This window comes from Achromobacter deleyi (assembly GCF_016127315.1).
GTDB classification, from domain to species: domain Bacteria; phylum Pseudomonadota; class Gammaproteobacteria; order Burkholderiales; family Burkholderiaceae_B; genus Achromobacter; species Achromobacter insuavis_A.
Map to the genome: position 1 here is coordinate 5617478 of NZ_CP065997.1, position 23782 is coordinate 5641259.

The following is a 23782-nucleotide window of genomic DNA, read 5'->3' on the forward strand; positions in this document are numbered from 1 at the left end:
GCGGCCCCCGCCCCGGTCAGCCCGACCGCACGCTTCCCGGCACCCGCCCAGGACGCAAAAAAGGCTGCCCCAGGGGCAGCCTTTTCCACGCATCGATACCCTCAGGCCGCGGCGTCTTCCGCTTCCACCTGGCGCAGCGCTTCCTGTGCCCGCGCCAGCTTGGCGGCGGCATCACGCAGCGCGGTGCGCAGGCCCTCTTCCACCACCGGGTGGTAGAACGGCATTTCCAGCATGCGCGCCACGGTCAGCTCCTGCTGCACGGCCCAGGCCAGCAGATGGCCGATGTGCTCGGCGCTGGGGCCGACCATTTCCGCACCCAGGAAGCGGCCGGTGGCGATATCGGCATACACGTGCAGCAGGCCGCGGTTCTTCAGCATCACCCGCGAACGGCCCTGGTCGCCGAAATCGACCTCGCCCGTCACGAAGGTGCCCGGCGTCAGGCGGGCATGGCCCTGCCCGGCCAGCGCGATCTGCGGGTCCGAGAACACCACCGCCAGCGGCGCGCGCCGCAGGCCCTGGCGCACTTCCGGATAGCGCGCCGCGTTCTCGCCGGCGATACGGCCTTCGTCGGCCGCCTCGTGCAACAAGGGCGCATCGGCATTGGCGTCGCCGGCGATGAAGATGGCCGACTCGCCCGCCTGCATGGTGTCGCGGTCGAACAGCGGCACTCCCTGCGCGTTCAGCTGCAGCGAGGTGTTCTCCAGGCCCAGGCCGTCCACATTGGGGCGGCGGCCGGTGGCCACCAGCGCGTAGTCGAAGCGCTCGGTGCGTTCGCTGTTGTCCAGCGCCACGTAGCGCACCTCGACCTCGTCGCCGACGCGCTGGGTTTCCAGCACGCGCGCGTCCGGATCCAGGTAGAACTCTTGTTGGAAGATCTTGCGGGCGCTGTGGCGCACCTGCGGATCGCTGATGCCGCCCAGGCTGCCGCTGACGCCAAACACCCGCACCTCGACGCCCAGCCGCGCCAGCGCCTGGCCCAGTTCCAGCCCGATCACGCCGGGGCCGAACACCGCCACGCGGCGCGGCAGGTCGTCCCAGGCGAACACGTCGTCATTGAGCACCAGGCGGTCGCCCAGCGCGCGGAACGGCGGCGGCACCGACGGCCGCGAACCGGTCGCGATCACCACGCGGGACGCGTGGATCTCGGTGTGGTCGTCGACCCGCAGCACCGTGTCCGATTCAAAGCGGGCGTAGCCGCGGATCTTGTCTTCCGCCGGAATGTTCTCCACGCCCTCGAGCACGAAGCCGACGAAACGGTCGCGCTCGCGCTTGACGCGGTCCATCACCTCTTCGCCATTGACCGTGACCTCGCCCTCGACGTGCACCCCGAACGGCGCCGTGTGCGCCGCCTGGTGGGCGGCCTCGGCGGCCGCGATCAGCAGCTTGGACGGCATGCAGCCGACCCGGGCGCAGGTGGTGCCATAGGGACCGCCTTCGATCAGCAGCGCGCGCTTGCCCGCGGCCTTGGCGGCACGGTAGGCGGCCAGGCCGGCGGTGCCGGCGCCGAGAATAGCGATATCGGTGTGCAGAGTCTTCATGAGTGGGATCCCCCGGTGTAGCGTGGAGCAAGCATTGTCAAAGGCGGATTCCGCCTTGTTGCGCACCCTCGGGACGAACGCCGTCCCGCGGCGCCCGGTCGGGGCCGCGCGAAGATGCGGAAAAAGGGAAACCGGCGCGCCGGGCCGCCAGCGGCGGCTCGGCGCGGGAAGGAGCGCGACGCGCCCCTTCCCTGCCAGCATCAGGCGAAGTGCGCCTTCAGGTCGTCCAGGCCGCCGATCAGCGAACCATTGATGAACACCTGCGGAGCGGTGCCCTTGCCGGACACGGCGCCGATCACGCGGCCGCGCACCTTGTTCTCCAGCGGGATCTCGATCAGGGCGTAGCCCTTGTCTTCCAGCAGCGCCTTGGCTTCCACGCAGAACGGGCAGCCGGGCTTGGAGAACACCACCACCTGGTCGGGCTTCTTGGCCGTCGGGGCGAAGTGGGCCAGCATGGTGTCGGCGTCCGACACTTCAAACGGGTCGCCTTCCTTTTCGGGCTCGATGAACATTTTCTGCACCACGCCGTCCTTGACCAGCATGGAATAGCGCCAGCTGCGCTTGCCGAAGCCCAGGTCGCTCTTGTCGACCAGCATGCCCATGCCGGCGGTGAATTCACCGTTGCCATCGGGCAGCAGCGTGATGTTGGCCGATTCCTGGTCCTTGGCCCATTCGTTCATGACGAAGGTGTCATTGACCGACACGCAGACGATGCTGTCGACGCCGGCGGCGGCGAAGGCCGGGGCCAGTTCGTTGTAGCGCGGCAGGTGGGTCGACGAGCAGGTCGGCGTGAAAGCGCCGGGAAGCGAAAAGACCACGACCGTCTTGTTCTTGAACAGGTCGTCGGACGTGACCTTTTTCCAGGTGTTGCCCTCGCGGACGGGGAACGTTACGTTGGGAACACGTTGGCCTTCACGGTTTTGCAGCATTCAATCTCTCCTTGGGTAGCGGGGTTGTTTAACCACCATGGAAAGAATGATAAATCGCAGCTATCAATTTATCAAATTTAATTAACTTAATTGATTGATAGCTTTTGGCAATAACAACATTACCGCCGCCAGACGTTGTCTATCATACGCCCGGCGGCGGCCGGCCGTCACACGCGTTGCGGCTCGTAGCCGGCGTCGCGGATCGCGGCCTCGACCTTGTCGGCCTGGTCGGTGCCGCTGATGGTGACGCGATGCGTGGGCAGGTCCACCGCCACGCTGGCGCCCGGCGCTGCCGCCGTCACCGCGCCCGTGATGGTCTTGACGCAGTGGCCGCAGGTCATGTCGAGGACTTGGAATTCGATGCTCATGGTGTTTCTCCGTGTGGATCAGGGGGATTGCCGCACCGCTTCCGGTGCCAGCTCAACCCCAGCTTAGACCTTCCCATTATAGGAAGGTCAAGCGTAGAATAATCCTTGACCTTCCCACAATGGGAAGGATGACACTGGGGTCTTCCTACCTCAACCGAGACTGCCATGAGCGTTGCCAACCCTTCCGTCGAGCTTGAACTTGCCATCGAAGGCATGACCTGCGCGTCCTGCGTGAAGCGCGTGGAAAAGGCCCTGACCCGCGTCCCGGGCGTGGCCCAGGCCCAGGTCAACCTGGCCACCGAACGCGCCCTGGTGGCCTACGATCCGGCCGCGGCCCAACCCGACGCGCTGGTCGAGGCCGTCGTCAAGATGGGCTACGAGGCCCGCCCCATCGTCGCCCAGGACGATCACGCCGAGCGCCAGTCCGAAGCGCGCGACGCCGAGGCGCAGCGCCTGCGCCAGGCCTTCATCGCCGCGCTGGTGCTGACGTTGCCGGTGTTCGCGCTGGAAATGGGCTCGCACCTGATCCCCGCCATGCACCACTGGGTCATGGCGACCATCGGCCAGCAGAACAGCTGGCTGTTGCAGTTCGTGCTGACCACCGCGGTGCTGGCCTGGCCGGGCCGCCACTTCTTCAGCAAGGGCCTGACCGCCCTGTGGCGCCGCGCGCCGGAGATGAACTCGCTGGTGGCGCTGGGCGCCGGCGCCGCGTGGGGCTACTCGGTGGTCGCGACCTTCGCGCCCGAGTGGCTGCCGGAAGCGGCCCGCAACGTCTATTACGAAGCGGCGGCGGTGATCGTCACGCTGATCCTGCTGGGCCGCACGCTGGAAGCGCGCGCCAAGGGCAAGACCGGCGCGGCCATCAAGCGCCTGATCGGCCTGCAGCCGCGCACCGCGCGCGTGCTGCGCGACGGCCAGCCGCAGGACATCGCCATCGAACAGGTGCGCAAGGGCGACATCGTGATGGTGCGCCCCGGCGAAAAGATCCCCCTGGACGGCGAGATCATCGAAGGCGGCTCGTACGTCGACGAATCGATGCTGACCGGCGAACCGGTGCCGGTCGAGAAACAGCCCGGCATGCAGGCCACCGGCGGCACGCTCAACACCTCGGGCAGCTTCACGCTGCGCGTCACCCACACCGGCGCCGACACCATGCTGGCCCGCATCATCCGCATGGTCGAGGTCGCCCAGGGCGCGCGCCTGCCGATCCAGGCGCTGGTGGACCAGGTCACCGCCTGGTTCGTGCCGGCCGTGATGGGCATGGCCCTCCTGACCTTCCTGGCCTGGTTCTTCCTTGGCCCGACGCCGGCGCTGTCGCATGCGCTGGTCAACGCCGTGGCCGTGCTGATCATCGCCTGCCCGTGCGCCATGGGCCTGGCCACGCCGACCTCGATCATGGTCGGCACCGGCCGCGCCGCCGACATGGGCGTGCTGTTCCGCCAGGGCGACGCGCTGCAGACGCTGCGCGACGTGCAGGTGGTGGCGTTCGACAAGACCGGCACGCTGACGCTGGGCAAGCCGACCCTGACCGAACTGGAGCCGGCCGCCGGCTTCCGTGACGCGGACGTGCTGCAATGGGTCGCCTCGGTGCAGGCGCGCTCGGAACACCCGATCGCGCTGGCGATCGTGGCGGCCGCCGCCGAACGCAAGATCGACCTGTTGCCGGCCGAAGGCTTCGCCGCCATCACCGGCGCCGGGGTCGAGGCCAGCGTGGCCGGCAAGCGCGTGCTGGCCGGCGCCGACCGCCTGATGGCCGAGCGCGGCGTGGACGTCAGCGCCTTCGGCCGGCGCGCCGAGCAATGGGGCAACGACGGCAAGACGCCGATCTACGTCGCCATCGACGGCCAGGCCGCCGCCATGATCGCGGTGACCGATCCGGTCAAGCCTTCGGCCGTGGACGCGATCGCGGCGCTGCACGCGCAGGGCCTGAAGACCGCGATGATCACCGGCGACAACCGCCACACGGCGCAGGCCGTGGCGCGCCAGCTGGGCATCGACGAAGTGCGCGCCGAGGTGCTGCCCGACGGCAAGGTCGAGGCCATCACCGCGCTGCGCGCCGGCGGCCGCAAGCTGGCCTTCGTCGGCGACGGCATCAACGACGCGCCGGCGCTGGCCGCGGCCGACACCGGCATCGCCATCGGCACCGGCACTGACGTCGCCATCGAGGCCGCCTCGGTGGTGCTGATGGCCGACGACCTGCACGGCGTGCCCAACGCCATCGCGCTCAGCCGCGCCACGCTGGCCAACATCCGCCAGAACCTGTTCTGGGCCTTCGCCTACAACGCCGCGCTGATCCCGCTGGCGGCGGGCGCGCTGTACCCGGCCTACGGGCTGTCGCTCTCGCCCATCTTCGCGGCCGGCGCCATGGCGCTGTCCAGCGTGTTCGTGCTGGGCAACGCGCTGCGCCTGAAGACCTTCCGCCCGCGCGCCGCGCACTGACGCGCCGGCCCACCAGGAGAACCGACATGAACATCGGACAAGCGGCACAGGAATCCGGCATCTCGGCCAAGATGATCCGCTACTACGAGAGCATCGGCCTGATCGGCCCGGCGCTGCGCAAGGACTCGGGCTACCGCGTCTACAGCGAGCACGATCTGCACACGCTGCGCTTCGTGCGGCGCGCGCGCGACCTGGGCTTCTCGGTGGAACAGATGAACGAGCTGCTGGCGCTGTGGCGCGACCGCAGCCGCGCCAGCGCCGACGTCAAGCGCATCGCGCTGGAACACGTGGCCGAACTGGAGCGCAAGGCCTGCGCCCTGCGCGACATGGCCGCCACGCTCAAGCACCTGGCGCACAACTGCCATGGCGACGACCGGCCCGACTGCCCCATCCTGGAAAACCTGGGGCGGACCCAGTAAGAGAAAGGGCAAGCCAAACGGCTTGCCCTTTTTTGCGCCAGGCCGGACGGCATCGCTGCCCGGCTGCCTAAAGCCTGATCTTGTCAGGCCTGGCCTTGCGGCGCGGCCTCGGCCTCGGCGGCCACCCGCGCATGATAGGCATCGGTCGCCGCCTGCTTGGCGGCGGCCTTCTCGGCGGCGGCGGCCGCTTTCTCCGCTTGCGCGGCCGCGACGTCGGCGGCCTGCTGCAGCGCGCGCTGGCGGGCATTTTCCTGCACTTCCAGCACGCCGGCAGCGTCCAGCGATTCGAACACCGCGATCGATTCGACGTGCCCGGTGTGCGGGAACATGTTGATCACGCCGGCGCTCTTGAGCAGGTAGCCGCCCTCGTGCACCAGGATCGACGCGTCGCGCGCCAGCGTGGCCGGATTACAGGACACGTAGACGATGCGGCGCGGCCGTTCCTCGGGCGTCAACTGCGACAGGGCCTGCGAGACGGCGTGCGCGCCTTCGCGCGGCGGGTCGATCAGCATGCGGTCGAAGAAACCCAGGCCGCGCAGCCATTCGACATCGACCTCGAACAGGTTGAGCGTGGCGAAGCGGGTGCGGTCGCCCAGCCCGTGGCGCGCGGCGGCCTCGTAGGCGCGGTCGGTCAGCGCCTTGCTGCCCTCCACGCCCACGGCCTCGCGGCCCTGCGTGGCCAGCGGCAGCGTGAAGTTGCCCAGGCCACAGAACAGGTCGGCCACGCGATCGGTCGGCTGCACTTCCAGCAGCTTGAGCGCGCGCGATACCATGGCGCGGTTGATGGCGTGGTTGACCTGGGTGAAATCGGTCGGCCGGTACGGCATGCGCAGGCCGAACTCGGGCATGGTGTAGGTCAGCGCGTCGCGGTGCTCGGGCACCAGCGGATGGACCGTGTCCGGGCCCTTGGGCTGCAGCCACCATTGCACGTCGTGCTTGTCGGCGAAGGCGCGCAGGATGGCGATGTCGTTGTCCGTCAGCGGCAGCAGGTGGCGCAGCACCAGCGCGGTCACGCCGTCGCCCAGCGACACCTCCACCTGCGGCAGGCGGTCGGGCGCGGACATCGACGCGATCATGGCGCGCAGGGGCATCAGCAGGTCGCTGACGTGGCGCGGCAGCACATGGCATTCGCGCATGTCGGCCACGTAGCTGCTCTTGCGCTCGTGAAAGCCCACCAGCACCCCGCCCTTCTTGGGCACCACGCGCACCGACAGGCGGGCGCGGTAGCGGTAGCCCCAGGTCGGGCCGTGCAGCGGCGCCAGCACGCGCGCCGGACGCAGCTTGCCGACATGCCAGAAGGTGTCTTCGAGCGAGCGCTGCTTGATCGCCACCTGGGTGCTGGGCTCCAGGTGCTGCATGGCACAGCCGCCACAGACGCCGAAATGGGGGCAACGCGGCTCGACGCGCTGCGAGGACGGACGCAGCACCGTTTCGACCCGCGCGATCTCGTAGGACGGCTTGCGGCGCACGGTCGTGGCGGTGACCCGCTCGCCCGGCAAGGCGCCTTCCACGAACACGACCTTGCCGTCGCGGCGGGCGATGCCCCGGGCTTCCAGGTCCAGGGATTCGATACTCAAAACGTCAGACATCTCACGCAGTCCAGAAAATTCACGCAACCTGCGATTGTATGAGGAATCGGCAGTGGCCCGCCCGCGCACGAAAAAAAGGGGGCTTGCCGGAGACGGCCCGCCGGGCAGTCTCCATCAAGCCCCCCCAAAGCCGGCGCCGGTCAGGACGCCGCCACGGATGGATATCAGAACGAACGCGACACCGAGAACACCGCCCCCAGGCGGCCCGACGGATGGCCGTACTTGGTCGGCAGCCAGTTGTCCTTGGTGGCGCCCACCGCCGCCAGGCCCAGCACCCAGCCCTTCAGGTCCTTGGTCACGCCGACCTTGTAGTCGACGTAGTGGCCGATGGAATCGCCGTCCATGTTGACCTGGTTCTTGAGCTTCTGATAGCCGAGGTGGCCCACCAGGCCCCAGCCGTCGCCCAGGTCGAAGTTGGCGGTGCCGTCCAGGTACCAGGTGCCCTTGCTGTCGGGCGTGCTGAAGAAGTCGCTGGGCGTGTAGGAATACTTGAGGGTGTAGTTGGCGTAGGTCGCGGCCAGGTACAGGTCGGTGTTGTTGTAGTTGCCGCCCTTGGGCGAGCTGGAGCCGGGATAGTAGTAGTGCAGCACGCCGGCATCGAGCGTGAAGCCGCCGCCCACGTCGCCTTTCCAGCCGCCGTAGAAGTCCATTTCCAGGTTGCCGTCGGTGAAGACGAAATTGGATACGTTGGAGTTCCAGTTGCCCAGGTAGAACCCGGAACTGTGGGTCAGGTCGATGCCCAGCTGGGCCGCCGGCCGGAAATCGGTCTGCGAATAGCCGCGGAAGCGGTAGTCGCTCGCGATGGTGGCATTGCCGCTGAGCGAGAAACCGCCGCCCAGGTCGGTCGGTTCGGCCTGGGCCGTTGCGATGAAACAAGCGGCGAGCACAACGGGCAAGGCTAGCAACGTCTTCTTCATGGTGCGATGTCCTGATCGGATTTGACGAGGAGGAAGGCGCGAGGGCGCATCCATCGGGCCGGTCCTGCAACGGCGGATGCCGGCTCCCTCCCCTTCAAGCAAGGTCCGTGCCAGGTTTCAATTGCGTCTCAACGGGCTGGCGCGGCGCTGAATGGGCATGCCGGACGCACCAAGGCGGTGCGCCACGCCGCGCGCGCAGGCGGCGGCGCATCAAAATGGGGCTGGCGCCCCATGAAGGATCGTCGGACAAAAGAAAACCCCGGCCCGCGCGTGGCGGGTCGGGGTCGGCCGGGTCCGCCCGCAACGGGCGGGAAGTCCGGCGGCGGACGGCGTGGCCGTCCGCCAGGCGCGTCAGTTGGCGGCGGGCGCGGCCGGCGGCGGCGGAGGCACGGCGCCCGGTGCGGTCGCGGGCCCCTTGCCGTGGCGACCTTCCATGCGGGCGTGGCGTTCCTGCATCTTGGCCTGGCGGTCCTTGAGCATCTGGGTCACCTGGGTGCGCTGGGCATCGTTCAGGCTGTCCCACACGGCCAGCCACTGGTCGCGGACCTGCTTGGCCTGCGTGCCGAACTGGTCACGCGACTTGTCGGACTGATCGAGCAGCGCGCGCGGGTCCAGCTTGCCGCTGTCCAGTTGCGCCTTGAGCAGGTCGTGGCGCTGGCCGCCGGAAGCGCGCATGGCCTCGTGCAGGCTGCGTTGGCCGTCCTGCGCGGTCTTGACCAGGGCCTGCTGCTTGTCATCCAGCTTGAGCTGGTCGAGCTGTGCCTTGGATACGGGGCCCAGGCCCGGGATCCACAGGCCGTCGCGCATGCCCTTGTGGAAGCCGCCACGGGGGCCTTCGTGCATCGCGGCGGGACCACCGTCGGCGGGCGCAGCCGCCATGACGGGACCAGCCAGCAAGCCGCCGGTGGCGGCGACCATGGCCAGGGCAGCCAGGTTGGAGCGGAGTGCGAATCGGGACATGTAGGTCTCCTGAAAGTGAAGAAAGCGAGGCCATTGTGCGATCCGCCCGGTTTCATCCGGGTTTCGTCCCCGCAAGCTATGTTTCAGTCGATTGCGCCTGTGCCGGGCGTGAAAACGGGGCCTCGCGGGCCCCGTCCGTCAAGCAGGTCGCGCGCGCTGCGCGCCGCGTTCAGCTGGCGTCCCAGGCCGCCAGGTATTCCTTCCAGTGCGCCGCGTCGCTGGCCGCCAGCGTGTCGCGCACCAGCGCGATTTCGGCGTCATAGGCGGTGCGGTCGATTTCGCCGCGCAGGAAGCGGAAGCGGCAGTACACCAGCCAGGTGTTGACCACGTCGGTCTCGCAATAGGCGCGGACCTCGTCGGCGCGGCCCTGGCTCCAGGCCTCCCAGACCTTGCTGCCGTCCATGCCGAGCTTGCCCGGGAAGCCGCACAGCTTGGCCAGTTCGTCCAGCGGCGCGTTGGCGCGGCCGTTGTACTTGGCCAGCAGGTCCATCAGGTCGGTGTGGCGGGAGTGATAGCGCGAGATGTAGTTGTTGAACTTGAAATCGCGGTCTTCCTCGCCCATGTCCCAATAGCGCGGCGCGGGCACGCCGTGGATCAGGCTGCGGTAGTGCAGCACCGGCAGGTCGAAGCCCGACCCGTTCCAGCTGACCAGCTTGGGCGTGTAGCGCTCGATGGTCTTGAAGAAACCGGCCAGCAAGGCGGCTTCGGGATCGTCGGGCTGGCCCAGCGTCTTGACGCGAAAGCCCTGGTCGTCGCGGAACACGCAGCCCACCACCGCGACCTTGTGCAGGTGCAGCGGCAGGAAGTCGTGGCCCACGGCCTCGCGGCGCGCGGTCAGCGCGCGCTCGACCACTTCGGCGTCGGGGACGTCGGCGCTCCAGCCGTTGAGCTTGCGCAGGCCGTCCGCGTCGGGAATGGTCTCGAGGTCGAATACCAGGGTGGGCGTCATTTGGCGGGCAGGTACTGCATCGGATCCACGGGGGTGCCCTGGCGGCGGATCTCGAAATGCAGGCGCGGCGAGGTGGTGTCGCTCTGGCCGATTTCGGCGATCTTGGCGCCGCGCTTGACGTCCTGGCCGGTCTTCACGAGCAGCGTGCGGTTATGCGCGTACGCCGTGATGAAGCCGTTCTGGTGGTTGACGATGATCAGGTTGCCCAGGCCGCGCACGCCGTTGCCGCTGTACATGACCTTGCCATCCGCCGCGGCGTTGACCGGGTCGCCCAGCGCGCCGGCGATGTCGATGCCCTTGCTGTTGTTGTTGAAGCCCTGCATGATCTGGCCGCCCGCCGGCCAGGCCCAGTTGATCACGCCGGCATCGGCGGCGCGGGTGACAGGCTTGTTCTCGGCCGGCGTCGGCGTGGGCGGCGGCAGCGATGCCGTGGCGGTGGCCGACGTATCGTTGGGCTGGTCCAGCGGACGCGGCTGCGACTTGCTGCTGGCGATGGGCGCGGGTTGCGCGGCGCCGCCCGACGAACCGGACATTTTCAACACCTGCCCGACCGAAATCTGGTTGGGATCGCTGAGGTTGTTCCAGCGCTTGACGTTCTCGACATCGACGTTGTTGGCGCGAGCGATCTTGTAGAGCGTGTCACCCGGCTTGACGACGTAGCTGCCGCCCGGCTGGGCGGTGGCGGCCGGTTGCCCGCCGGCCAGGTCGACGACCGGCGCGCGCGTGCCTTTGGATGCGCAGCCGGCCAGGATGGCCAGGCTGAGGACGCCAGCCACGAAAAGCGGGCGGCGCAGGCGCGTCATGGACACGCCGAGGGTCATATCGGTCAGTTGCAACTGCCCGTTGAGCATACGTTTCTCCTGTTTGCTCAAGATTGTATTCCGGCACGCAGCGGCACAAAGCGCACGGCCTCTAATTCAGTTCGTTTCCAGCTGGCCGCGCCCGTGCGTTCGATCAGCACCAGGCGCTGGTTCGAGCCCCCTTCGGGAGCGATCAGGCGTCCACCCGGCGCCAGCTGCTGCAGCAGCGCTTGCGGGATGGTCAGGCCGGCGGCAGCCACAACGATAGCATCGAACGGCGCCACGCCGGGCAGGCCCAGCATGCCGTCGCCGTAGATCAAGCGGATCCGCGTGGTCAGCCGCAAGGCGCGCAAATGCTCGCGCGCCAGCTCGTAGAGGCCGCGGATGCGCTCGATGGAATGGACCTCGCGCACGAACTGCGCCAGCACCGCGGCCTGGTAGCCGCAACCGGCGCCCACTTCCAGCACACGCGTCGGCGTGCGGTCTTCGCAGATGGCGGCAATCATGCGCGCCACCACCCACGGTTGCGAGATGGTCTGGGAATGGCCGATGGGCAGCGCCGCGTCTTCATAGGCGCGGCTGGCCAGCGCCTCGTCGACGAACAGGTGGCGCGGCACCGCGGCCATGGCGTTGAGCACGCGCTCGTCGCTGACGCCCTGCCCGCGCAGGCGCTGCACCATGGCCTGGCGCAGGCGATCGGAATTGAGTCCCAGGTTGCCGCCGGCCGCCGGCGCCGGCGCCTTGGCCTGGCTTTGCAGGGTGGCGGCCGAAATGCGGGTGTTGCTGTTGGCCGGCGTGACGCCGGGGCTGAGCCGGCCGGAGTCGTAGCGCACCGGACTGGGCCGTCCGGGCACGGCCTGGGAGACGTCCGGCTGGCTTATGCGTCGGCGCATAGCGGCTCCGCCCAGGTCCGGATTTCGTCGAGCTGGCTATGTTGGGTCAGATCCAGGCGCAGCGGCGTGACCGACACCCTGCCCTGCGCCACCGCGTGGAAGTCCGTGCCCGGCGTGGCATCGGCGGCCTGCCCCACCGGCCCGATCCAGTAGACCGTGTCGCCGTAGGGCGTGGTGGTACGCACCACCGGCTGCGACGGATGGCGCTTGCCCAGGCGGGTGACCTGGAAGCCATGCATGTCGTCGAAGCGGCGGCTGGGAATGTTGACGTTCAGCAGGACCGGCGCGGCCAGCGGCTGCGCCAGGTGGCGTTCGACCACCAGGCGCGCGGCGCGGGCGGCGGAGTCGATGTGCTCCCAGCCCTTCTCGGCCAGCGAGAAGGCGATGGCCGGGATGCCAAACAGGTAGCCCTCGCTGGCGGCGGCCACGGTGCCTGAATAGAGCGTGTCGTCGCCCATGTTGGCGCCGTTGTTGATGCCGGACACCACCAGGTCGGGACGCGCGTCCATCAGGCCGGTCAGGGCGACGTGGACGCAGTCGGAGGGCGTGCCGTTGACGGCGATGAAGCCGTTGGAGGCGGTGCGCACCGACAGCGGGCGGTTCAGCGTCAGGGAGTTGGACGCGCCGCTGTGGTTGGTCTCGGGCGCGACGACGGTCAGATCGCCCAGGCCTTCCAGCGCCTTGACCAGCGCCTCCAGGCCAGGGGCCGAATAACCATCATCGTTCGAAACCAGAATTCGCATTGTGCATCCGAAAGAAAATAAAACGCGGGTGGACCGGCTGGATTGTACCGTCCGCGGAAGGCGCCGGCATGTCCGTCGCCACCCGTCGCTCGTCGCCCACTCGCTAACCCGTACCCGGGCCGGCCGGCGACCGGGGTAGAATCCGCAGCCATCGAGACAATTGCAAGATAACAACGGACCCCCTTAGAACATGGCGATCACCGAACCGTCCCTGGCGTTCACCGCGGCGCTCATCCTGCTGGCCTACCTGATCGGCTCCGTGCCGTTCGCCGTGGTGGTCAGCAAACTCATGGGACTGCAGGACCCCCGCAGCTACGGCTCGAAGAACCCCGGCGCCACCAACGTGCTGCGCACCGGCAACAAGACCGCCGCCGCCCTGACCCTGCTGGGCGACGCCGCCAAGGGCTGGTTCGCCGTCTGGCTGGCGGTCAAGCTGGCCCCCGGCATTGCCCCCGGCCCGCTGGCCGCGGTGGCCGTGGCGGCCTTCCTGGGCCATCTGTATCCGATTTTCCTGGGTTTCAAGGGCGGCAAGGGCGTGGCCACCGCGCTCGGCGTGCTGGTCGCCATCCAGCCCTGGCTGGCCGTCGCCACGGCGGCCACCTGGCTCATCATCGCGGTGTTCTTCCGCTACTCGTCGCTGGCCTCGCTGGTGGCGGCGTTCTTCGCCCCGGTCTACTACGTGTTCGGCTCGGGCCTGGCCTGGCATGCCCAGCCGGCCATGGGCGTCGCCCTGGCCATCATCGGCATGCTGCTGTTCTACCGCCACCGCGCCAACATCGCGCGCCTGGTGCAGGGCACCGAGAGCCGCATCGGCGGCAAGAAAAAATGATCGGCGCACCGCGGGCCCGCGTGGGCGCCGCGAGGCAGGACGAAAAAAGGGGCCACGGCCCCTTTTTCATTGCCCGTTTCAGGCGATATCGGCCAGGTCCCAGCGCGGCCGCACGGTGAAGCCGTGGGCGTCCGGGTCCAGCGTCACCAGCCCCGCCTTGACCCGCTCGGCGGCCGCGAAGGCGATCATGGCGCCATTGTCGGTGCACAACGACAGCGGCGGGAAATAAGCCTGGGCCTTCAAGGGCTTGAGCGCGGCGGCCAGCTTGGCGCGCAGCAACTGGTTGGCGCCGACCCCGCCGGCCACCACCAGGCGGCGCAGGCCGGTCTGCTTGAGGGCGCGGATCGACTTGGCGGCCAGCACGTCGACGATCGCGGCCTGGGTCGCCGCCGCCAGGTCGGCGCGGGTCTGTTCATCCAGGCCGCCGTCCTGCTCGGCCGCCTTGACGCGGGTCAGCACGGCGGTCTTCAGGCCGCTGAAGCTGAAATCCAGGTCGCCGCTGTGCAGCATCGGGCGCGGCAGCTCGAAACGCGTGGCGTCGCCCTGCGTGGCCAGGCGCGCCAGCGCCGGACCGCCGGGATAGCCCAGGCCCATCAGCTTGGCGGACTTGTCGAAGGCTTCGCCGGCGGCGTCGTCCAGGGTCTCGCCCAGCAATTCGTAGCGTCCCACCCCGTCGACCCGCATCAACTGCGTGTGGCCGCCGGACACCAGCAGCGCCACGAACGGAAACTCGGGCCGCGGATCGGCCAGCATGGGCGACAGCAGGTGGCCTTCCAGGTGATGGATGGCAATGGCGGGCAGATGGCGCGACCAGGCAAACGACTGCGCCACGCTGGCGCCCACCAGCAGCGCGCCGGCCAGGCCGGGTCCGGCGGTGTAGGCCACCGCGCCGATGTCGGCCATGTCCAGGCCGGCCTCCTGCAGCACCTGGCGGGTCAACGGCACCACGCGCCGGATATGGTCGCGCGAGGCGAGTTCGGGCACCACGCCCCCATATTCCTGGTGCATGGCGATCTGGGTATGCAGGGCGTGCGCGAGCAGGCCGCGTTCCGTACAGACGGCTGCGACGCCCGTTTCGTCGCAGGAGCTTTCAAAGCCGAGAATAATCATGGCGGCAGAGTTTACAACTGATGCGAAAATACGCCCGTTTACAAAATGACCGAGGGCGGCCAAGCCCCCTCCCGACAAACCGAGCCTGCTAGCACCCTGGGGATAAGAATGCTGGAGAAGCTATTCAACCTGCGTGAACACGGCACGACCGCGAGAACCGAGATCGTGGCCGGCCTGACGACATTCCTGACCATGTCGTACATCATCTTCGTGAACCCGGACATCCTGTCGTCCACCGGCATGGACCGCAACGCCGTGTTCGTCGCCACCTGCCTGGCCGCCGCGCTGGGCTCGCTGGTGATGGCGCTGATCGCCAACTGGCCGATCGGCATGGCGCCGGGCATGGGGCTGAACGCCTTCTTCGCCTTCACCGTGGTCAAGACCATGGGCTACACCTGGGAACAGGCGCTGGGCGCCGTGTTCATCTCGGGCGTGATCTTCCTGATCCTGACCATCTCGGGCATCCGCGTCTGGCTGGTCAAGGGCATCCCGCATTCGCTGCGCAGCGCCATCGCCGCCGGTATCGGCCTGTTCCTGGCCATTATCGCGCTGTCGAGCGCCGGCATCGTGGTGGCGCATCCGGCCACCAAGGTCACGCTGGGCAACCTGACCGCGCCGGGGCCGCTGTTCGCCATCCTGGGCTTCTTCATCATCGCCTCGCTGGACGCGCTGCGCGTGCGCGGCGCCATCCTGATCGGCATCCTGGTGGTCACGGTGCTGTCGATGGCCCTGGGCTACAACGAATTCAAGGGCGTGTTCGCGGCCCCGCCGAGCCTGGCGCCGACGCTGTTCAAGATGGACATCCTGGGCGCGCTGCACACCGGCTTCGTGCACGTCATCCTGGTGTTCGTGCTGGTCGAGGTGTTCGACGCCACCGGCACGTTGGTAGGCGTGGCCAAGCGCGCCGGCCTGATGCCGGAGAACCGCCCCAACCGCCTGGGCCGCGCCCTGTTCGCCGACAGCACCGCGATCGTGGCCGGCTCGATGCTGGGCACCAGCAGCACCACCGCCTACGTCGAAAGCGCCTCGGGCGTGCAGGCCGGCGGCCGCACCGGCCTGACCGCGCTGGTCGTGGCTCTGCTGTTCCTGGCCGCGCTGTTCATTTCGCCGCTGGCCGGCGCCGTGCCCGCCTACGCCACCGCGCCCGCCCTGCTCTACGTGGCCGGCCTGATGATGCGCGAGCTGATCGACATCGACTGGAACGACGTCTGCGAAGCCACCCCGGCCGCGCTGACCGCGCTGGTGATGCCGTTCACCTATTCCATCGCCAACGGCATCGCCTTCGGCTTCATCAGCTACGTGGTGCTCAAGACCGCCACGGGCCGCGTGCGCGACGTGCATCCGGCCACCTGGCTGGTGGCGATCCTGTTCGTGATCCGCTTCGCGTTCTTCCCGGAATAACGCCACAAGGCGCGCATTCCCGCGAAACCGCCGCGCTTCCGATCCGGAAGGCGGCGGTTTTTTTCATCGCCGCGCCGCCGTCAGGCCGCGGCGGTCCAGACCGCCAGCTCGTAGCCGTCCAGGTCAGTGAAATGGAAGCGGCTGCCGCCGGGGAAATCGAAGGCCTCGCGACTGATGCGGCCGCCCGCCGCGCTCACGCGGCGCTGGGCGTCGGCCAGGTCGTCGGCGTACAGGATCACCAGCGGCCCGCCCGGGCGCACCGGCTCGCCGGTGGTGAAGCCGCCCTTGAGGCGGCCATCGGTGAATTCGGTGTAGGTCGGCCCGTAGTCGGTGAACGACCAGCCGAATGCGTCGCCATAGAAGCGCTTGCTGCGCGCGATGTCGGCGACGTTGAACTCGATGTTGTCGATCTGGTGGTTGTTGCCGGTGGCGCCCATGCGTGTCTCCCGCGGATATCGAAGAAAACCGCATCATCCCCGATTCGCATGGCCGCGTCTTGAACGAAACGGCCAAACACCGCTCGCCGCGCGCCAGGCGCACAGGAAATAAGGGTGCAGCGGCGCCACCGGCGCGGCCGGAATGATCACTATACCGGTACGGCTGCCAGGGGTTCGCGGGCCGTCCGGCCAATCGCCGTCATTGAGGTCCGCTATCAACCCGCCGGCCCTCATGGTTGCTGTCGGAGACGGTTGAATTCGCCGATACACTCCCCATGTATATAAGACTATGGAGCCGACCTTGTCTCGTCACACCCCGCATTCGTCCTGTCCCCGCCGTCCCGTCGAGCGCCGCGCATGAGCCCCCTCGCCCGCATCCCCTTCTCGGTGCTGGACCTGGCGCCGATCGTGCAAGGCCGCGACGCCGCCGATGCCTTCCGCAACAGCGTGGCGGTGGCGCAGCACGTCGAGCGCCTGGGCTACAAGCGCTTCTGGCTGGCCGAGCACCACAACATCAACGGCGTGGCCAGCAGCGCCACGGCGGTGCTGATCGGCCACATCGCCGGGCACACCTCGACGCTGCGCGTCGGCTCGGGCGGCGTGATGCTGCCCAACCATGCGCCGCTGATCATCGCCGAGCAGTTCGGCACGCTCGAAACCCTGTACCCCGGCCGCATCGACCTGGGCCTGGGCCGCGCGCCCGGCAGCGACGGCGCCACCCAGCATGCGCTGCGCCGCGGTCCGCGCAGCGGCCTCGAATTCCCGGCGCTGGTCGAGGAACTGCGCGGCTTTCTCGCGCCCTCGCGTCCCGGCCAGCCGGTGCGCGCGATTCCCGGCGAAGGCCTGGACATCCCCATCTGGCTGCTGGGCTCGAGCGACTTCAGCGCGCGGCTGGCGGCCGAACTGGGCCTGCCGTTCTCGTTCGCCGGCCACTTCTCGCCCGAGGGCATGGCGGCAATGCGCCTGTATCGCCACCTGTTCAAGCCGTCGGAGACGCTGGCCCGCCCCTACGCCATGATCGGCGTGCCGGTGATCGCGGCCGCGACCGACGAGCAAGCCCAGCGCCAGGCCACCACGCAGCAGCTCAAGTTCCTGTCGCTGGTGCGCGGCAACCGCCTGCAATTGCAGCCGCCGGTCGACAGCATGGACGGGCTCTGGAACGAGTGGGAACGCGAGGCCGTCAACCAGCGCCTGGGCGCGGCCATCGTGGGCGGCCCCGAGACCGTCAAGCGCCGCCTGGAGGCCCTGGTGGCCGAGACGGAAGCCGACGAAGTCATGATCGTGTCCGATTTCTTCGATATCGCCGATCGCCTGCGCTCCTTCGAGATCGTCGCCGCGCTCAAGCAGGGCGACGGCGTGCCCACAACAACCGCGGCGTGAGGCCGGCGGCCCCGCCGCCAACCCCGCAAGCCCCGCAGACTGCGCTCGCCACAGCGCCAACCATTGCGACGTGGCCGGTCCCCGCTCTACTATGGACTGGCAGGACCGGCCCTACCGCGTCGCCTCACCCGGCGCGGGGCATGTCTCCCCCGCGCCGCTGATTCCGACTTTTTGCGCCGCGCCAGCGGCAAGGATCCAAAATGAGTATTGTTGAACTGACCAAAGACACTTTCCAGGAAGCCATCACGCCGGACGGCACCTTGATCGTGGACTTCTGGGCGCCCTGGTGTGGCCCGTGCCGTGGTTTCGCCCCGGTCTTCGAGCAGGCCGCCACCGAGCACCCGGACGTCACGTTCGCCAAGGTCAACACCGACGTCGAGCAGGAACTGGCCGGCGCGCTGGGCATCCGCTCGATTCCCACGCTGATGGTGTTCCGCGAAAAGGTCCTGCTGTTCTCGCAACCGGGCGCCTTGTCGGGCGGCCAGCTCAATGAGCTGCTCGCCAAGATCAAGGAAGTGGACATGGAAAAGGTCCACCAGGAAATCGCCGCGGCCCAGGACAGCCAGGACGCGTGATGCACAAGGGCCCCGCCGGGCCCTTGTCGCATGTCACGCCAATTGTTCCCAGGCCGAGCGGCCGCGCGTGATGTTGGCCGCCGTCATCTCCAGGTCGGCCACCGCGCCGCGCGGCACCGTGAAGCGCAAGGCCACGCCGTCGGCGCCGAAATCCTCCTGCACGATCACCGCGCCGGCCTGCGCCAGCCGCGACTTCAATAGCGGCAGTTCGGCGAAGCCGCAGGCGCACGCCACCGTGGCCAGGTCCACGATCTCGGTGCGCGGGCCGTTGCGCAGGCAGTTGGCGGCGCAGCCGCCATAGGCCCGCACCAGCCCGCCGGCGCCCAGCTTGACGCCCCCGAACCAGCGCACCACCAGCACCGCTACGCGGTCCATGCCCTGCCCTTCGATCGCCTGCAGGATCGGGCGTCCGGCGGTGCCGCCAGGCTCGCCATCGTCATTGAAACGATATTCCTGGCCAATGCGGTAGGCCCAGCAGTTGTGGGTGGCCTCGGGGTCGCTGTGCGCCGCGAAGAACGCCATGGCCTCGTCAATGCTGGCGACGGGCGCGGCATACGCGGCGAAACGGCTTTTCTTGATGTCTTCCTCGTGCGAGCAGACGGCGGTCAAGGTGGTGGTCATAGCCCGGCATTGTAAGGGCCGGACCGCGCCTTGGCGGCCCGCGCGGCCAATGCGGACGGATCTTGCGCCGCGCCCGTCAGCCGTGGCAGTCGGCGACTTCCTGGTCCAGGTAGACGTCGAAGGCCACGTCGCGCGCCCACTTGGCCGGCAGGGCCTTCCAGGCCCCGGCCCGCGCCCATTCGCGCATGCGCGCATCGAGCCAGGCCTGCGTGGCCGTGTCGGCCGCCGGCAGCAGCCACACCCGTTCCTGGCGGGCGCCATCGGCGCCCAGCGTGGCCGAGAACTTCTTCCATTCGGGAAAGCGCATCAACGGTTCCCACACCACGTCATCGACCAGGCCGATGTCGCAGCTGCCTTCGCGCACCGCCACCAGCGCGTCCGACGGCACGCGGTAGGTGCGCACCACCGCGCCCCAGCCGCGGGCCAGCGCCTGCGCGCCGACGGCGGCCTCGGCCATGCAGACGCTGTGGCCGCGGGCATCGCTGCCCTGGCGCATGCGGGTATCGCTGCGAATCACGGCCTTGGGACGCGCGGCGTAGCCGGTGGCCACCGCCGCCACATCGCCCGCCAACGCCTGTGCCGGCGCCGCGCGGTCGGCCAGCACCAGGTCGACCTCGCCCGCGGCCAGCAGCCGCGCCGCGTCGGCGGCCGCCACCTGCCGCAGGCTGAACGGCAGGCCCAGGTCCTGGGCCAGCTTCTCGGCCATGGCAAGGTCCAGCCCTTCCGGGGTGCGGATCTTGGCGCCGGCCACCGGCGCGGGCGCCAAATATGGCACGCCCACCACCAGCTCGCCGCGCTGGCGCGCGGCCGCCAGGCCGTCGGCCGGCGCCGCGGCGCTTGCCGCGGACAGCAGCGCCGCCACGCAGGCCAGGAGACGAAGTCCGCGCCGCATCATGGGCCTCACACGTATTGGTAGCGCAGCAGCCGGTGCTTGAGGTTCTCGAGCACGAACTGGTCGATCAGCGCGGCCAGCACCGCGATGACCAGGATGTTGGTCATCACGCCGGTCATGTCGGCGATCTCGCCCGAATAGGCCAGCGAACGGCCCAGGCCCTTGCCGAAGCCGATCAGCATCTCGGCCGAGATCAGCGCGCGCCAGGCGTTGCCGAACGCCAGCTGGGCGCCGGTGATCAGCTCGGGCATGACGGCCGGCAGGTACACGCGCTTGACCAGGCCCCAGGGCGTGGCGCCCATCACGCGGGCCGCCGACACGTGCACGCGCTGCACCGACTCGGTGGCGTTCATCACGCTCAGCGCGGCCGGGAAGAACGCCGACAGCGCCACCACCACGATGATCGGCGTGCTGCCGAAACCCATCACGATCAGGAACAGCGGCACCCAGGCGATCGACGGAATCGACTGCAGGATGACGATGGCGCTGCGCAGCACTTCGCGGAAGAAGAACAGCATGGCCGCGACCAGCCCGAAGCCGATGCCCGCCGCCAGCGCCAGGCCGTAGCCCGCGCCCAGGCGGCCCAGCGTGCCCAGCAGGCTCTGGTGGAAAGACTGCTTGCCCAGGTCCTCGAACAGGCGCTCGAGCACGGCGGGCACGCCCGGCATCAGGAAGTCGGGCAAGGCGAACGCCGCCGCCTGCCACAGCGCCAGGATGAACAGGACACCCAGCACGCCCGCCAGATGCTTGCGGGCGCCGGTCACACGGGTCGATGCGCTCAAAGCTTGCGAGCCTCTTGCCAGGACAGGTCGACGATGCTGGAGACGTCGTACGGCTTGCCGTCGCGCGTCTTGAGCGAGCCCTGGGCCTGCAGGATGTCGGCGATTTCCTGCATGCGCTTGGTGTCCTTTTCGGTCAGCTTGGGCGTGAACACCTGCGTTTTGATGGCTTCGGCGATGACGGTCTCGCGCGGCAGTTCGCCGCGGTTCAGGGTCTTGAGCGTGGGCTCGGCGATGAAGTACGAGGCGATCAGCTTGGAGGCCTGGGCGGGCTCCTTCTGCAGCAGCGCGATGGCCTGGTTCTGCGCGTCCAGCGCCTTCCAGACGTCGTCCTTGCGCTTGGCCAGCGTCTCGCCCGAGGTGATCACCACCATGCACGGGAACGGCCAGGCCTGGCCCACTTCGTAGATCTGCTTGACCGGCGCCACCAGCTGGGCGATGCGGTCATACGGTTCGAACAGGAAGGCCGCGTCGACGCGCTTGCCCACCAGTGACTGCACCGCCACCGCCGGGCTCACGCCCATCACGTTGACGTCGTCGGCGGCCAGGTTGCCCTGCTTGAGCACCACGCCCTTGAGCACCACGTCGGCGGTGCTGCCTTCGGCCTGCGAGGCCAGCGTCTTGCCCTTCAGGCCGGCGATGTCCTTGATGCCCGAATCATCGCGCACGATCAGCGAGTGGTAGCCCTGCTGCGCGCCGCCCACCACCTTCAGGTCCGCGCCCTTGGAGGCCCAGGCCACGGCGTTGGTGAAGCCCAGCACGCCGATATCCAGCTGGCCGCCGACGATGGCCTTGATCAGGTCGGTGCCCGACTTGAACTCGATCAGCTCGGAATCCAGGCCGGCCTTCTTGTAGAAGCCGCCTTCCTGCGCCACGATGGCCTGCGCGTCGTCCATCACGCGCAGGTAGCCGACGCGGAATTTCTCGGCGGCCATGGCGGGCGCCGCGGCCAGGAACGCCGCGGCCAGCGGCAGGGACAGCCATTGCTTGAATTTCATCGGGAAAACTCCAGGGAATCGAGGATGGCCGGCGCCGGCGGCGCCGTCCGTGAACCGGAAAATCGAAGAATCAGGCCGCCAGCGCCAGGTCGGCGTGGGCCGCCGAACCGTCCACGGCGATGCCCAGCAGGCGCAGGATCTCGCGCTTCTCGGCGGCCAGGTCGGACAGGTCGTGGCTCTTGGCGCGGTGCGCCAGGTTGAATTCGCGCAGCACCCGCGCCGGGCGCGGGCTGAACACCACGATGCGGTCGGCCAGGAACAGCGCCTCGTCGACGTCGTGGGTCACCAGCAGCACGGTGGGCTTTTCCTGCGCGATCAGCTGGCGCAGCACGTCCTGCAGCGCCAGGCGCGTCAGCGCGTCGAGCGCGCCGAACGGCTCATCCATCAGCATGGTCTGCGGCTGCGCGATGAAGGCGCGGGCCAATGCCGCGCGCTGGCGCATGCCGCCGGACACCTGGTGCGGGTAATAGTGTTCGAAGCCGGCCAGGCTGACGCGCGCCAGCCACTGGCGCGCCGCCTCGCGGGCGCGTTTCTTCGGGGTCTTCTGGAATTCCAGCGCCAGCGCCACGTTGTCTTCCAGCGTCAGCCACGGATACAGCGCGTGTTCCTGGAACACCAGCGTGCGGCTGGGATGCGGGCCGGCCACGGCCTTGCCATCGGCCAGCACCTGCCCTTGCGTCGGCTTTTCCAGGCCGGCGGCCAGGTGCAGCAGGGTCGACTTGCCGCAGCCCGACGGGCCGACCAGCGCGACCAGCTCGCCGGTCTTGAATTCGCTGGTGAAGCCGTCGACGACCGGCAGGTCGCCGAAGTGCTTGTGGACGTGGTCGAAGGTCAGGTTCATGGAACGAATCGTGGGCGCGCGTGGGGAACGGGCCTAATCTAACAATTCGTTATATGAATCCAAACGATCAATATCGAATGTTCTTAAGACTTTTGGTTATAAACAAAGCGCGTCAGGCCGCGGCCTGCGCGCGGCTGGCGTGCCGTTGCAGGCCCATCGCGATCAGGAAGCCGAGCAGCACCGCCACCGCCGCCGCCAGGAAAATCGCCGGATAGCCGAAGCCGCCCGAGATATAGCCCGCCACCGGGCCGGTCGCGCCCAGCGCCAGGTCCAGGAAGGCCGAATACGCCCCCAGCGCGGCGCCGCGGCTGCCGGCCGGCACGCGCGCCACGGCTTCCACGCCGATGGCCGGAAACACCAGGGCGAAGCCGCAGCCGGTCAGGGCCGCGCCCACCAGCGCCGCGGTGGGATTGGGCGCCAGCCACAGCAGCGCCAGGCCGGCCGCCTCCACCAGGAACGACACCTGCGCCACCTTGAAGCCGCCAAAGCGCGTGATGGTGCCGGCGAACAGCAGGCGCACGCCGATGAAGGCGCAGCCGAACGCGCTGAGCGCGTGCGCCGCGCCCTCCCACGAGAAGCTGGCGTAGTACAGCGCCACGAAGGCCGCCAGCGTGCCGAAGCCAACCGAGCCCAGCCCCAGCGCCATGCCGTGCGGAAACACCCGCAGCACCACGCTCTTGAAGGCCATGCGATGGCCGCCGACGATGGCCACCGCCGCCCGCGCCAGCGCCAGGCCCAGGCCGGCCAGGCCCAGCAGCAGCACCGCGCCGCCCAGCGCGCCCATGCTCCATTCGGTTTCCAGGTAGACGCCCAGCGGCGCGCCCAGCGCCAGGCCGCCGTAGGTGCAGATGCCGTTCCAGGAGATCACCCGCGCCGTGTGCAGCGGGCCGACCCGGGCGATGGCCCAGGTGGCCGAGCCGGTGCCGACCCAGCTTTCGCCGAAGCCCAGCGCCAGCCGGCTGACGATGATGGCGCCCAGGCTGAGCCAGGCGCTGCGCTCAAAGGCATAGGCCAGCAGCAGGAACACGCCGCTGGCGGCGCAGGCCGCCATGCCGATCACCACGGTCTGCTTCGGCCCGACGGTGTCGGCCATGCGGCCGGCGTGCGAGCGGCTCAGCAGCGTCGCCACGTACTGGACGCTGATGGCCAGCCCGGCCAGCACCGAGCCGTAGCCGAGCTGGCCGTGCACGTAGCCCGGCAGCACCGCCAGCGGCAGGCCGATGGCCAGATAACAGATGAAGGTGAAAAACGCGATCGCGACGATGCGCGAGGTCAACGCGAACGTCCCGATGGGCTGGCCATCGGGCGTGGTATGAGGTGTGGGAGGCATGGCTGACAGGGTGGAACCTGGCGCAACGGGCCAGGGTTTACCCGG

The 23782-nt window shown here is 68.9% G+C and carries 24 protein-coding genes; 6 read left to right on the forward strand and 18 right to left on the reverse strand.

The annotated features are described in order from the left end of the window. Nucleotides 1-101: 101 nt before the first annotated feature. The 3 genes from I6I07_RS25205 to I6I07_RS25215 all read right to left on the reverse strand — a co-directional run bounded on the left by I6I07_RS25205 (nucleotide 102) and on the right by I6I07_RS25215 (nucleotide 2835). On the reverse strand, nucleotides 102-1538 hold the full coding sequence (locus I6I07_RS25205) for a dihydrolipoyl dehydrogenase (protein WP_198484181.1): 1437 nt from the start codon (nucleotides 1536-1538) through the stop codon (nucleotides 102-104). Nucleotides 1539-1738: 200 nt separating this feature from the next. Next, complete coding sequence (locus I6I07_RS25210) at nucleotides 1739-2467, reverse strand: glutathione peroxidase (RefSeq protein WP_198484182.1); 729 nt, start codon at nucleotides 2465-2467, stop codon at nucleotides 1739-1741. 167 nt (nucleotides 2468-2634) lie between these two features. After that, nucleotides 2635-2835: a heavy-metal-associated domain-containing protein gene (locus tag I6I07_RS25215; RefSeq protein ID WP_006394713.1), complete on the reverse strand. Its 201-nt coding sequence runs from the start codon at nucleotides 2833-2835 to the stop codon at nucleotides 2635-2637. 165 nt (nucleotides 2836-3000) lie between these two features. On the opposite strand from I6I07_RS25215, the gene I6I07_RS25220 reads away from it, so the two are divergent. Both I6I07_RS25220 and cueR read left to right on the forward strand, forming a co-directional pair. Then, complete coding sequence (locus I6I07_RS25220) at nucleotides 3001-5274, forward strand: heavy metal translocating P-type ATPase (protein WP_198484183.1); 2274 nt, start codon at nucleotides 3001-3003, stop codon at nucleotides 5272-5274. Between the two features lie 26 nt (nucleotides 5275-5300). Next, nucleotides 5301-5693, forward strand: coding sequence for a Cu(I)-responsive transcriptional regulator (gene cueR, locus I6I07_RS25225; protein WP_006394711.1), 393 nt, complete (start codon nucleotides 5301-5303; stop codon nucleotides 5691-5693). Between the two features lie 83 nt (nucleotides 5694-5776). Here the strand turns inward: cueR and rlmD are convergent, their stop codons facing one another. The 7 genes from rlmD to surE form a co-directional block, all read right to left on the reverse strand. Then, entirely contained in the window at nucleotides 5777-7282 is a 1506-nt protein-coding gene (gene rlmD, locus I6I07_RS25230; protein WP_198484184.1) for a 23S rRNA (uracil(1939)-C(5))-methyltransferase RlmD, read from the reverse strand. Between the two features lie 164 nt (nucleotides 7283-7446). Then, entirely contained in the window at nucleotides 7447-8199 is a 753-nt protein-coding gene (locus tag I6I07_RS25235) for a TorF family putative porin (RefSeq protein WP_006394709.1), read from the reverse strand. Between the two features lie 351 nt (nucleotides 8200-8550). Next, complete coding sequence (locus I6I07_RS25240) at nucleotides 8551-9159, reverse strand: hypothetical protein (RefSeq protein ID WP_198484185.1); 609 nt, start codon at nucleotides 9157-9159, stop codon at nucleotides 8551-8553. Nucleotides 9160-9328: 169 nt separating this feature from the next. Beyond that, on the reverse strand, nucleotides 9329-10108 hold the full coding sequence (locus I6I07_RS25245) for a 3'-5' exonuclease (protein WP_198484186.1): 780 nt from the start codon (nucleotides 10106-10108) through the stop codon (nucleotides 9329-9331). Then, nucleotides 10105-10959 carry a peptidoglycan DD-metalloendopeptidase family protein gene (locus I6I07_RS25250; RefSeq protein ID WP_006394706.1) on the reverse strand — a complete coding sequence of 285 codons (855 nt, stop codon included), beginning with the start codon at nucleotides 10957-10959 and terminating at the stop codon, nucleotides 10105-10107. The genes I6I07_RS25245 and I6I07_RS25250 overlap by 4 nt, the downstream gene beginning before the upstream one ends. 17 nt (nucleotides 10960-10976) lie before the next feature. After that, nucleotides 10977-11801: a protein-L-isoaspartate(D-aspartate) O-methyltransferase gene (locus I6I07_RS25255; RefSeq protein WP_232625738.1), complete on the reverse strand. Its 825-nt coding sequence runs from the start codon at nucleotides 11799-11801 to the stop codon at nucleotides 10977-10979. Beyond that, on the reverse strand, nucleotides 11786-12544 hold the full coding sequence (surE, locus tag I6I07_RS25260; protein ID WP_198484187.1) for a 5'/3'-nucleotidase SurE: 759 nt from the start codon (nucleotides 12542-12544) through the stop codon (nucleotides 11786-11788). The genes I6I07_RS25255 and surE overlap by 16 nt, the downstream gene beginning before the upstream one ends. Before the next feature lie 190 nt (nucleotides 12545-12734). On the opposite strand from surE, the gene plsY reads away from it, so the two are divergent. Continuing rightward, complete coding sequence (gene plsY / locus I6I07_RS25265; protein ID WP_198484188.1) at nucleotides 12735-13373, forward strand: glycerol-3-phosphate 1-O-acyltransferase PlsY; 639 nt, start codon at nucleotides 12735-12737, stop codon at nucleotides 13371-13373. Nucleotides 13374-13451: 78 nt separating this feature from the next. Here plsY and tsaD read toward each other — a convergent pair whose 3' ends face one another. Then, nucleotides 13452-14483 carry a tRNA (adenosine(37)-N6)-threonylcarbamoyltransferase complex transferase subunit TsaD gene (gene tsaD / locus I6I07_RS25270; protein WP_198484189.1) on the reverse strand — a complete coding sequence of 344 codons (1032 nt, stop codon included), beginning with the start codon at nucleotides 14481-14483 and terminating at the stop codon, nucleotides 13452-13454. Between the two features lie 108 nt (nucleotides 14484-14591). On the opposite strand from tsaD, the gene I6I07_RS25275 reads away from it, so the two are divergent. Continuing rightward, on the forward strand, nucleotides 14592-15884 hold the full coding sequence (locus I6I07_RS25275; protein ID WP_198484190.1) for an NCS2 family permease: 1293 nt from the start codon (nucleotides 14592-14594) through the stop codon (nucleotides 15882-15884). Between the two features lie 80 nt (nucleotides 15885-15964). Here I6I07_RS25275 and I6I07_RS25280 read toward each other — a convergent pair whose 3' ends face one another. Next, nucleotides 15965-16321, reverse strand: a complete 357-nt coding sequence (locus tag I6I07_RS25280; protein WP_198484191.1) for a VOC family protein — start codon at nucleotides 16319-16321, stop codon at nucleotides 15965-15967. A 357-nt stretch (nucleotides 16322-16678) separates the two neighbouring features. Between I6I07_RS25280 and I6I07_RS25285 the strand changes: the two genes are divergently transcribed. Together I6I07_RS25285 and I6I07_RS25290 are read left to right on the forward strand one after the other, a co-directional pair. Beyond that, nucleotides 16679-17701, forward strand: coding sequence for an LLM class flavin-dependent oxidoreductase (locus I6I07_RS25285; protein WP_198484192.1), 1023 nt, complete (start codon nucleotides 16679-16681; stop codon nucleotides 17699-17701). 200 nt (nucleotides 17702-17901) lie between these two features. After that, on the forward strand, nucleotides 17902-18276 hold the full coding sequence (locus I6I07_RS25290; protein WP_006394697.1) for a thioredoxin family protein: 375 nt from the start codon (nucleotides 17902-17904) through the stop codon (nucleotides 18274-18276). Nucleotides 18277-18309: 33 nt separating this feature from the next. Here the strand turns inward: I6I07_RS25290 and I6I07_RS25295 are convergent, their stop codons facing one another. From I6I07_RS25295 to I6I07_RS25320, 6 genes are all read right to left on the reverse strand, one after another. Beyond that, on the reverse strand, nucleotides 18310-18897 hold the full coding sequence (locus I6I07_RS25295; protein WP_006394696.1) for an IMPACT family protein: 588 nt from the start codon (nucleotides 18895-18897) through the stop codon (nucleotides 18310-18312). 76 nt (nucleotides 18898-18973) lie between these two features. Further along, nucleotides 18974-19789, reverse strand: coding sequence for a transporter substrate-binding domain-containing protein (locus I6I07_RS25300; protein WP_198484193.1), 816 nt, complete (start codon nucleotides 19787-19789; stop codon nucleotides 18974-18976). Between the two features lie 8 nt (nucleotides 19790-19797). Then, nucleotides 19798-20571 carry an ABC transporter permease gene (locus I6I07_RS25305; RefSeq protein WP_198484194.1) on the reverse strand — a complete coding sequence of 258 codons (774 nt, stop codon included), beginning with the start codon at nucleotides 20569-20571 and terminating at the stop codon, nucleotides 19798-19800. Further along, nucleotides 20568-21566 carry an ABC transporter substrate-binding protein gene (locus I6I07_RS25310; protein ID WP_198484195.1) on the reverse strand — a complete coding sequence of 333 codons (999 nt, stop codon included), beginning with the start codon at nucleotides 21564-21566 and terminating at the stop codon, nucleotides 20568-20570. Before I6I07_RS25310 ends, I6I07_RS25305 begins: the two co-directional genes overlap by 4 nt. 70 nt (nucleotides 21567-21636) lie before the next feature. Next, a complete protein-coding gene (locus I6I07_RS25315) occupies nucleotides 21637-22407 on the reverse strand; it encodes an ABC transporter ATP-binding protein (protein WP_198484196.1) in 771 nt (256 codons plus the stop codon). Between the two features lie 112 nt (nucleotides 22408-22519). After that, nucleotides 22520-23737 (reverse strand): MFS transporter, encoded by a 1218-nt coding sequence (locus I6I07_RS25320; protein ID WP_035360339.1) that lies wholly within the window; start codon nucleotides 23735-23737, stop codon nucleotides 22520-22522. Between the last annotated feature and the right edge of the window lie 45 nt (nucleotides 23738-23782).

Excerpts from the sequence above, each read along its gene's own strand:
- I6I07_RS25205 (WP_198484181.1), bottom strand. The coding sequence starts at position 1,538 with ATGAAGACTCTGCACACCGATATCGCTATTCTCGGCGCCGGCACCGCC.
- I6I07_RS25210 (WP_198484182.1), bottom strand. The coding sequence starts at position 2,467 with ATGCTGCAAAACCGTGAAGGCCAACGTGTTCCCAACGTAACGTTCCCC.
- I6I07_RS25215 (WP_006394713.1), bottom strand. The coding sequence starts at position 2,835 with ATGAGCATCGAATTCCAAGTCCTCGACATGACCTGCGGCCACTGCGTC.
- I6I07_RS25220 (WP_198484183.1), top strand. The coding sequence starts at position 3,001 with ATGAGCGTTGCCAACCCTTCCGTCGAGCTTGAACTTGCCATCGAAGGC.
- cueR (WP_006394711.1), top strand. The coding sequence starts at position 5,301 with ATGAACATCGGACAAGCGGCACAGGAATCCGGCATCTCGGCCAAGATG.
- rlmD (WP_198484184.1), bottom strand. The coding sequence starts at position 7,282 with ATGTCTGACGTTTTGAGTATCGAATCCCTGGACCTGGAAGCCCGGGGC.
- I6I07_RS25235 (WP_006394709.1), bottom strand. The coding sequence starts at position 8,199 with ATGAAGAAGACGTTGCTAGCCTTGCCCGTTGTGCTCGCCGCTTGTTTC.
- I6I07_RS25240 (WP_198484185.1), bottom strand. The coding sequence starts at position 9,159 with ATGTCCCGATTCGCACTCCGCTCCAACCTGGCTGCCCTGGCCATGGTC.
- I6I07_RS25245 (WP_198484186.1), bottom strand. The coding sequence starts at position 10,108 with ATGACGCCCACCCTGGTATTCGACCTCGAGACCATTCCCGACGCGGAC.
- I6I07_RS25250 (WP_006394706.1), bottom strand. The coding sequence starts at position 10,959 with ATGCTCAACGGGCAGTTGCAACTGACCGATATGACCCTCGGCGTGTCC.
- I6I07_RS25255 (WP_232625738.1), bottom strand. The coding sequence starts at position 11,801 with ATGCGCCGACGCATAAGCCAGCCGGACGTCTCCCAGGCCGTGCCCGGA.
- surE (WP_198484187.1), bottom strand. The coding sequence starts at position 12,544 with ATGCGAATTCTGGTTTCGAACGATGATGGTTATTCGGCCCCTGGCCTG.
- plsY (WP_198484188.1), top strand. The coding sequence starts at position 12,735 with ATGGCGATCACCGAACCGTCCCTGGCGTTCACCGCGGCGCTCATCCTG.
- tsaD (WP_198484189.1), bottom strand. The coding sequence starts at position 14,483 with ATGATTATTCTCGGCTTTGAAAGCTCCTGCGACGAAACGGGCGTCGCA.
- I6I07_RS25275 (WP_198484190.1), top strand. The coding sequence starts at position 14,592 with ATGCTGGAGAAGCTATTCAACCTGCGTGAACACGGCACGACCGCGAGA.
- I6I07_RS25280 (WP_198484191.1), bottom strand. The coding sequence starts at position 16,321 with ATGGGCGCCACCGGCAACAACCACCAGATCGACAACATCGAGTTCAAC.
- I6I07_RS25285 (WP_198484192.1), top strand. The coding sequence starts at position 16,679 with ATGAGCCCCCTCGCCCGCATCCCCTTCTCGGTGCTGGACCTGGCGCCG.
- I6I07_RS25290 (WP_006394697.1), top strand. The coding sequence starts at position 17,902 with ATGAGTATTGTTGAACTGACCAAAGACACTTTCCAGGAAGCCATCACG.
- I6I07_RS25295 (WP_006394696.1), bottom strand. The coding sequence starts at position 18,897 with ATGACCACCACCTTGACCGCCGTCTGCTCGCACGAGGAAGACATCAAG.
- I6I07_RS25300 (WP_198484193.1), bottom strand. The coding sequence starts at position 19,789 with ATGCGGCGCGGACTTCGTCTCCTGGCCTGCGTGGCGGCGCTGCTGTCC.
- I6I07_RS25310 (WP_198484195.1), bottom strand. The coding sequence starts at position 21,566 with ATGAAATTCAAGCAATGGCTGTCCCTGCCGCTGGCCGCGGCGTTCCTG.
- I6I07_RS25315 (WP_198484196.1), bottom strand. The coding sequence starts at position 22,407 with ATGAACCTGACCTTCGACCACGTCCACAAGCACTTCGGCGACCTGCCG.
- I6I07_RS25320 (WP_035360339.1), bottom strand. The coding sequence starts at position 23,737 with ATGCCTCCCACACCTCATACCACGCCCGATGGCCAGCCCATCGGGACG.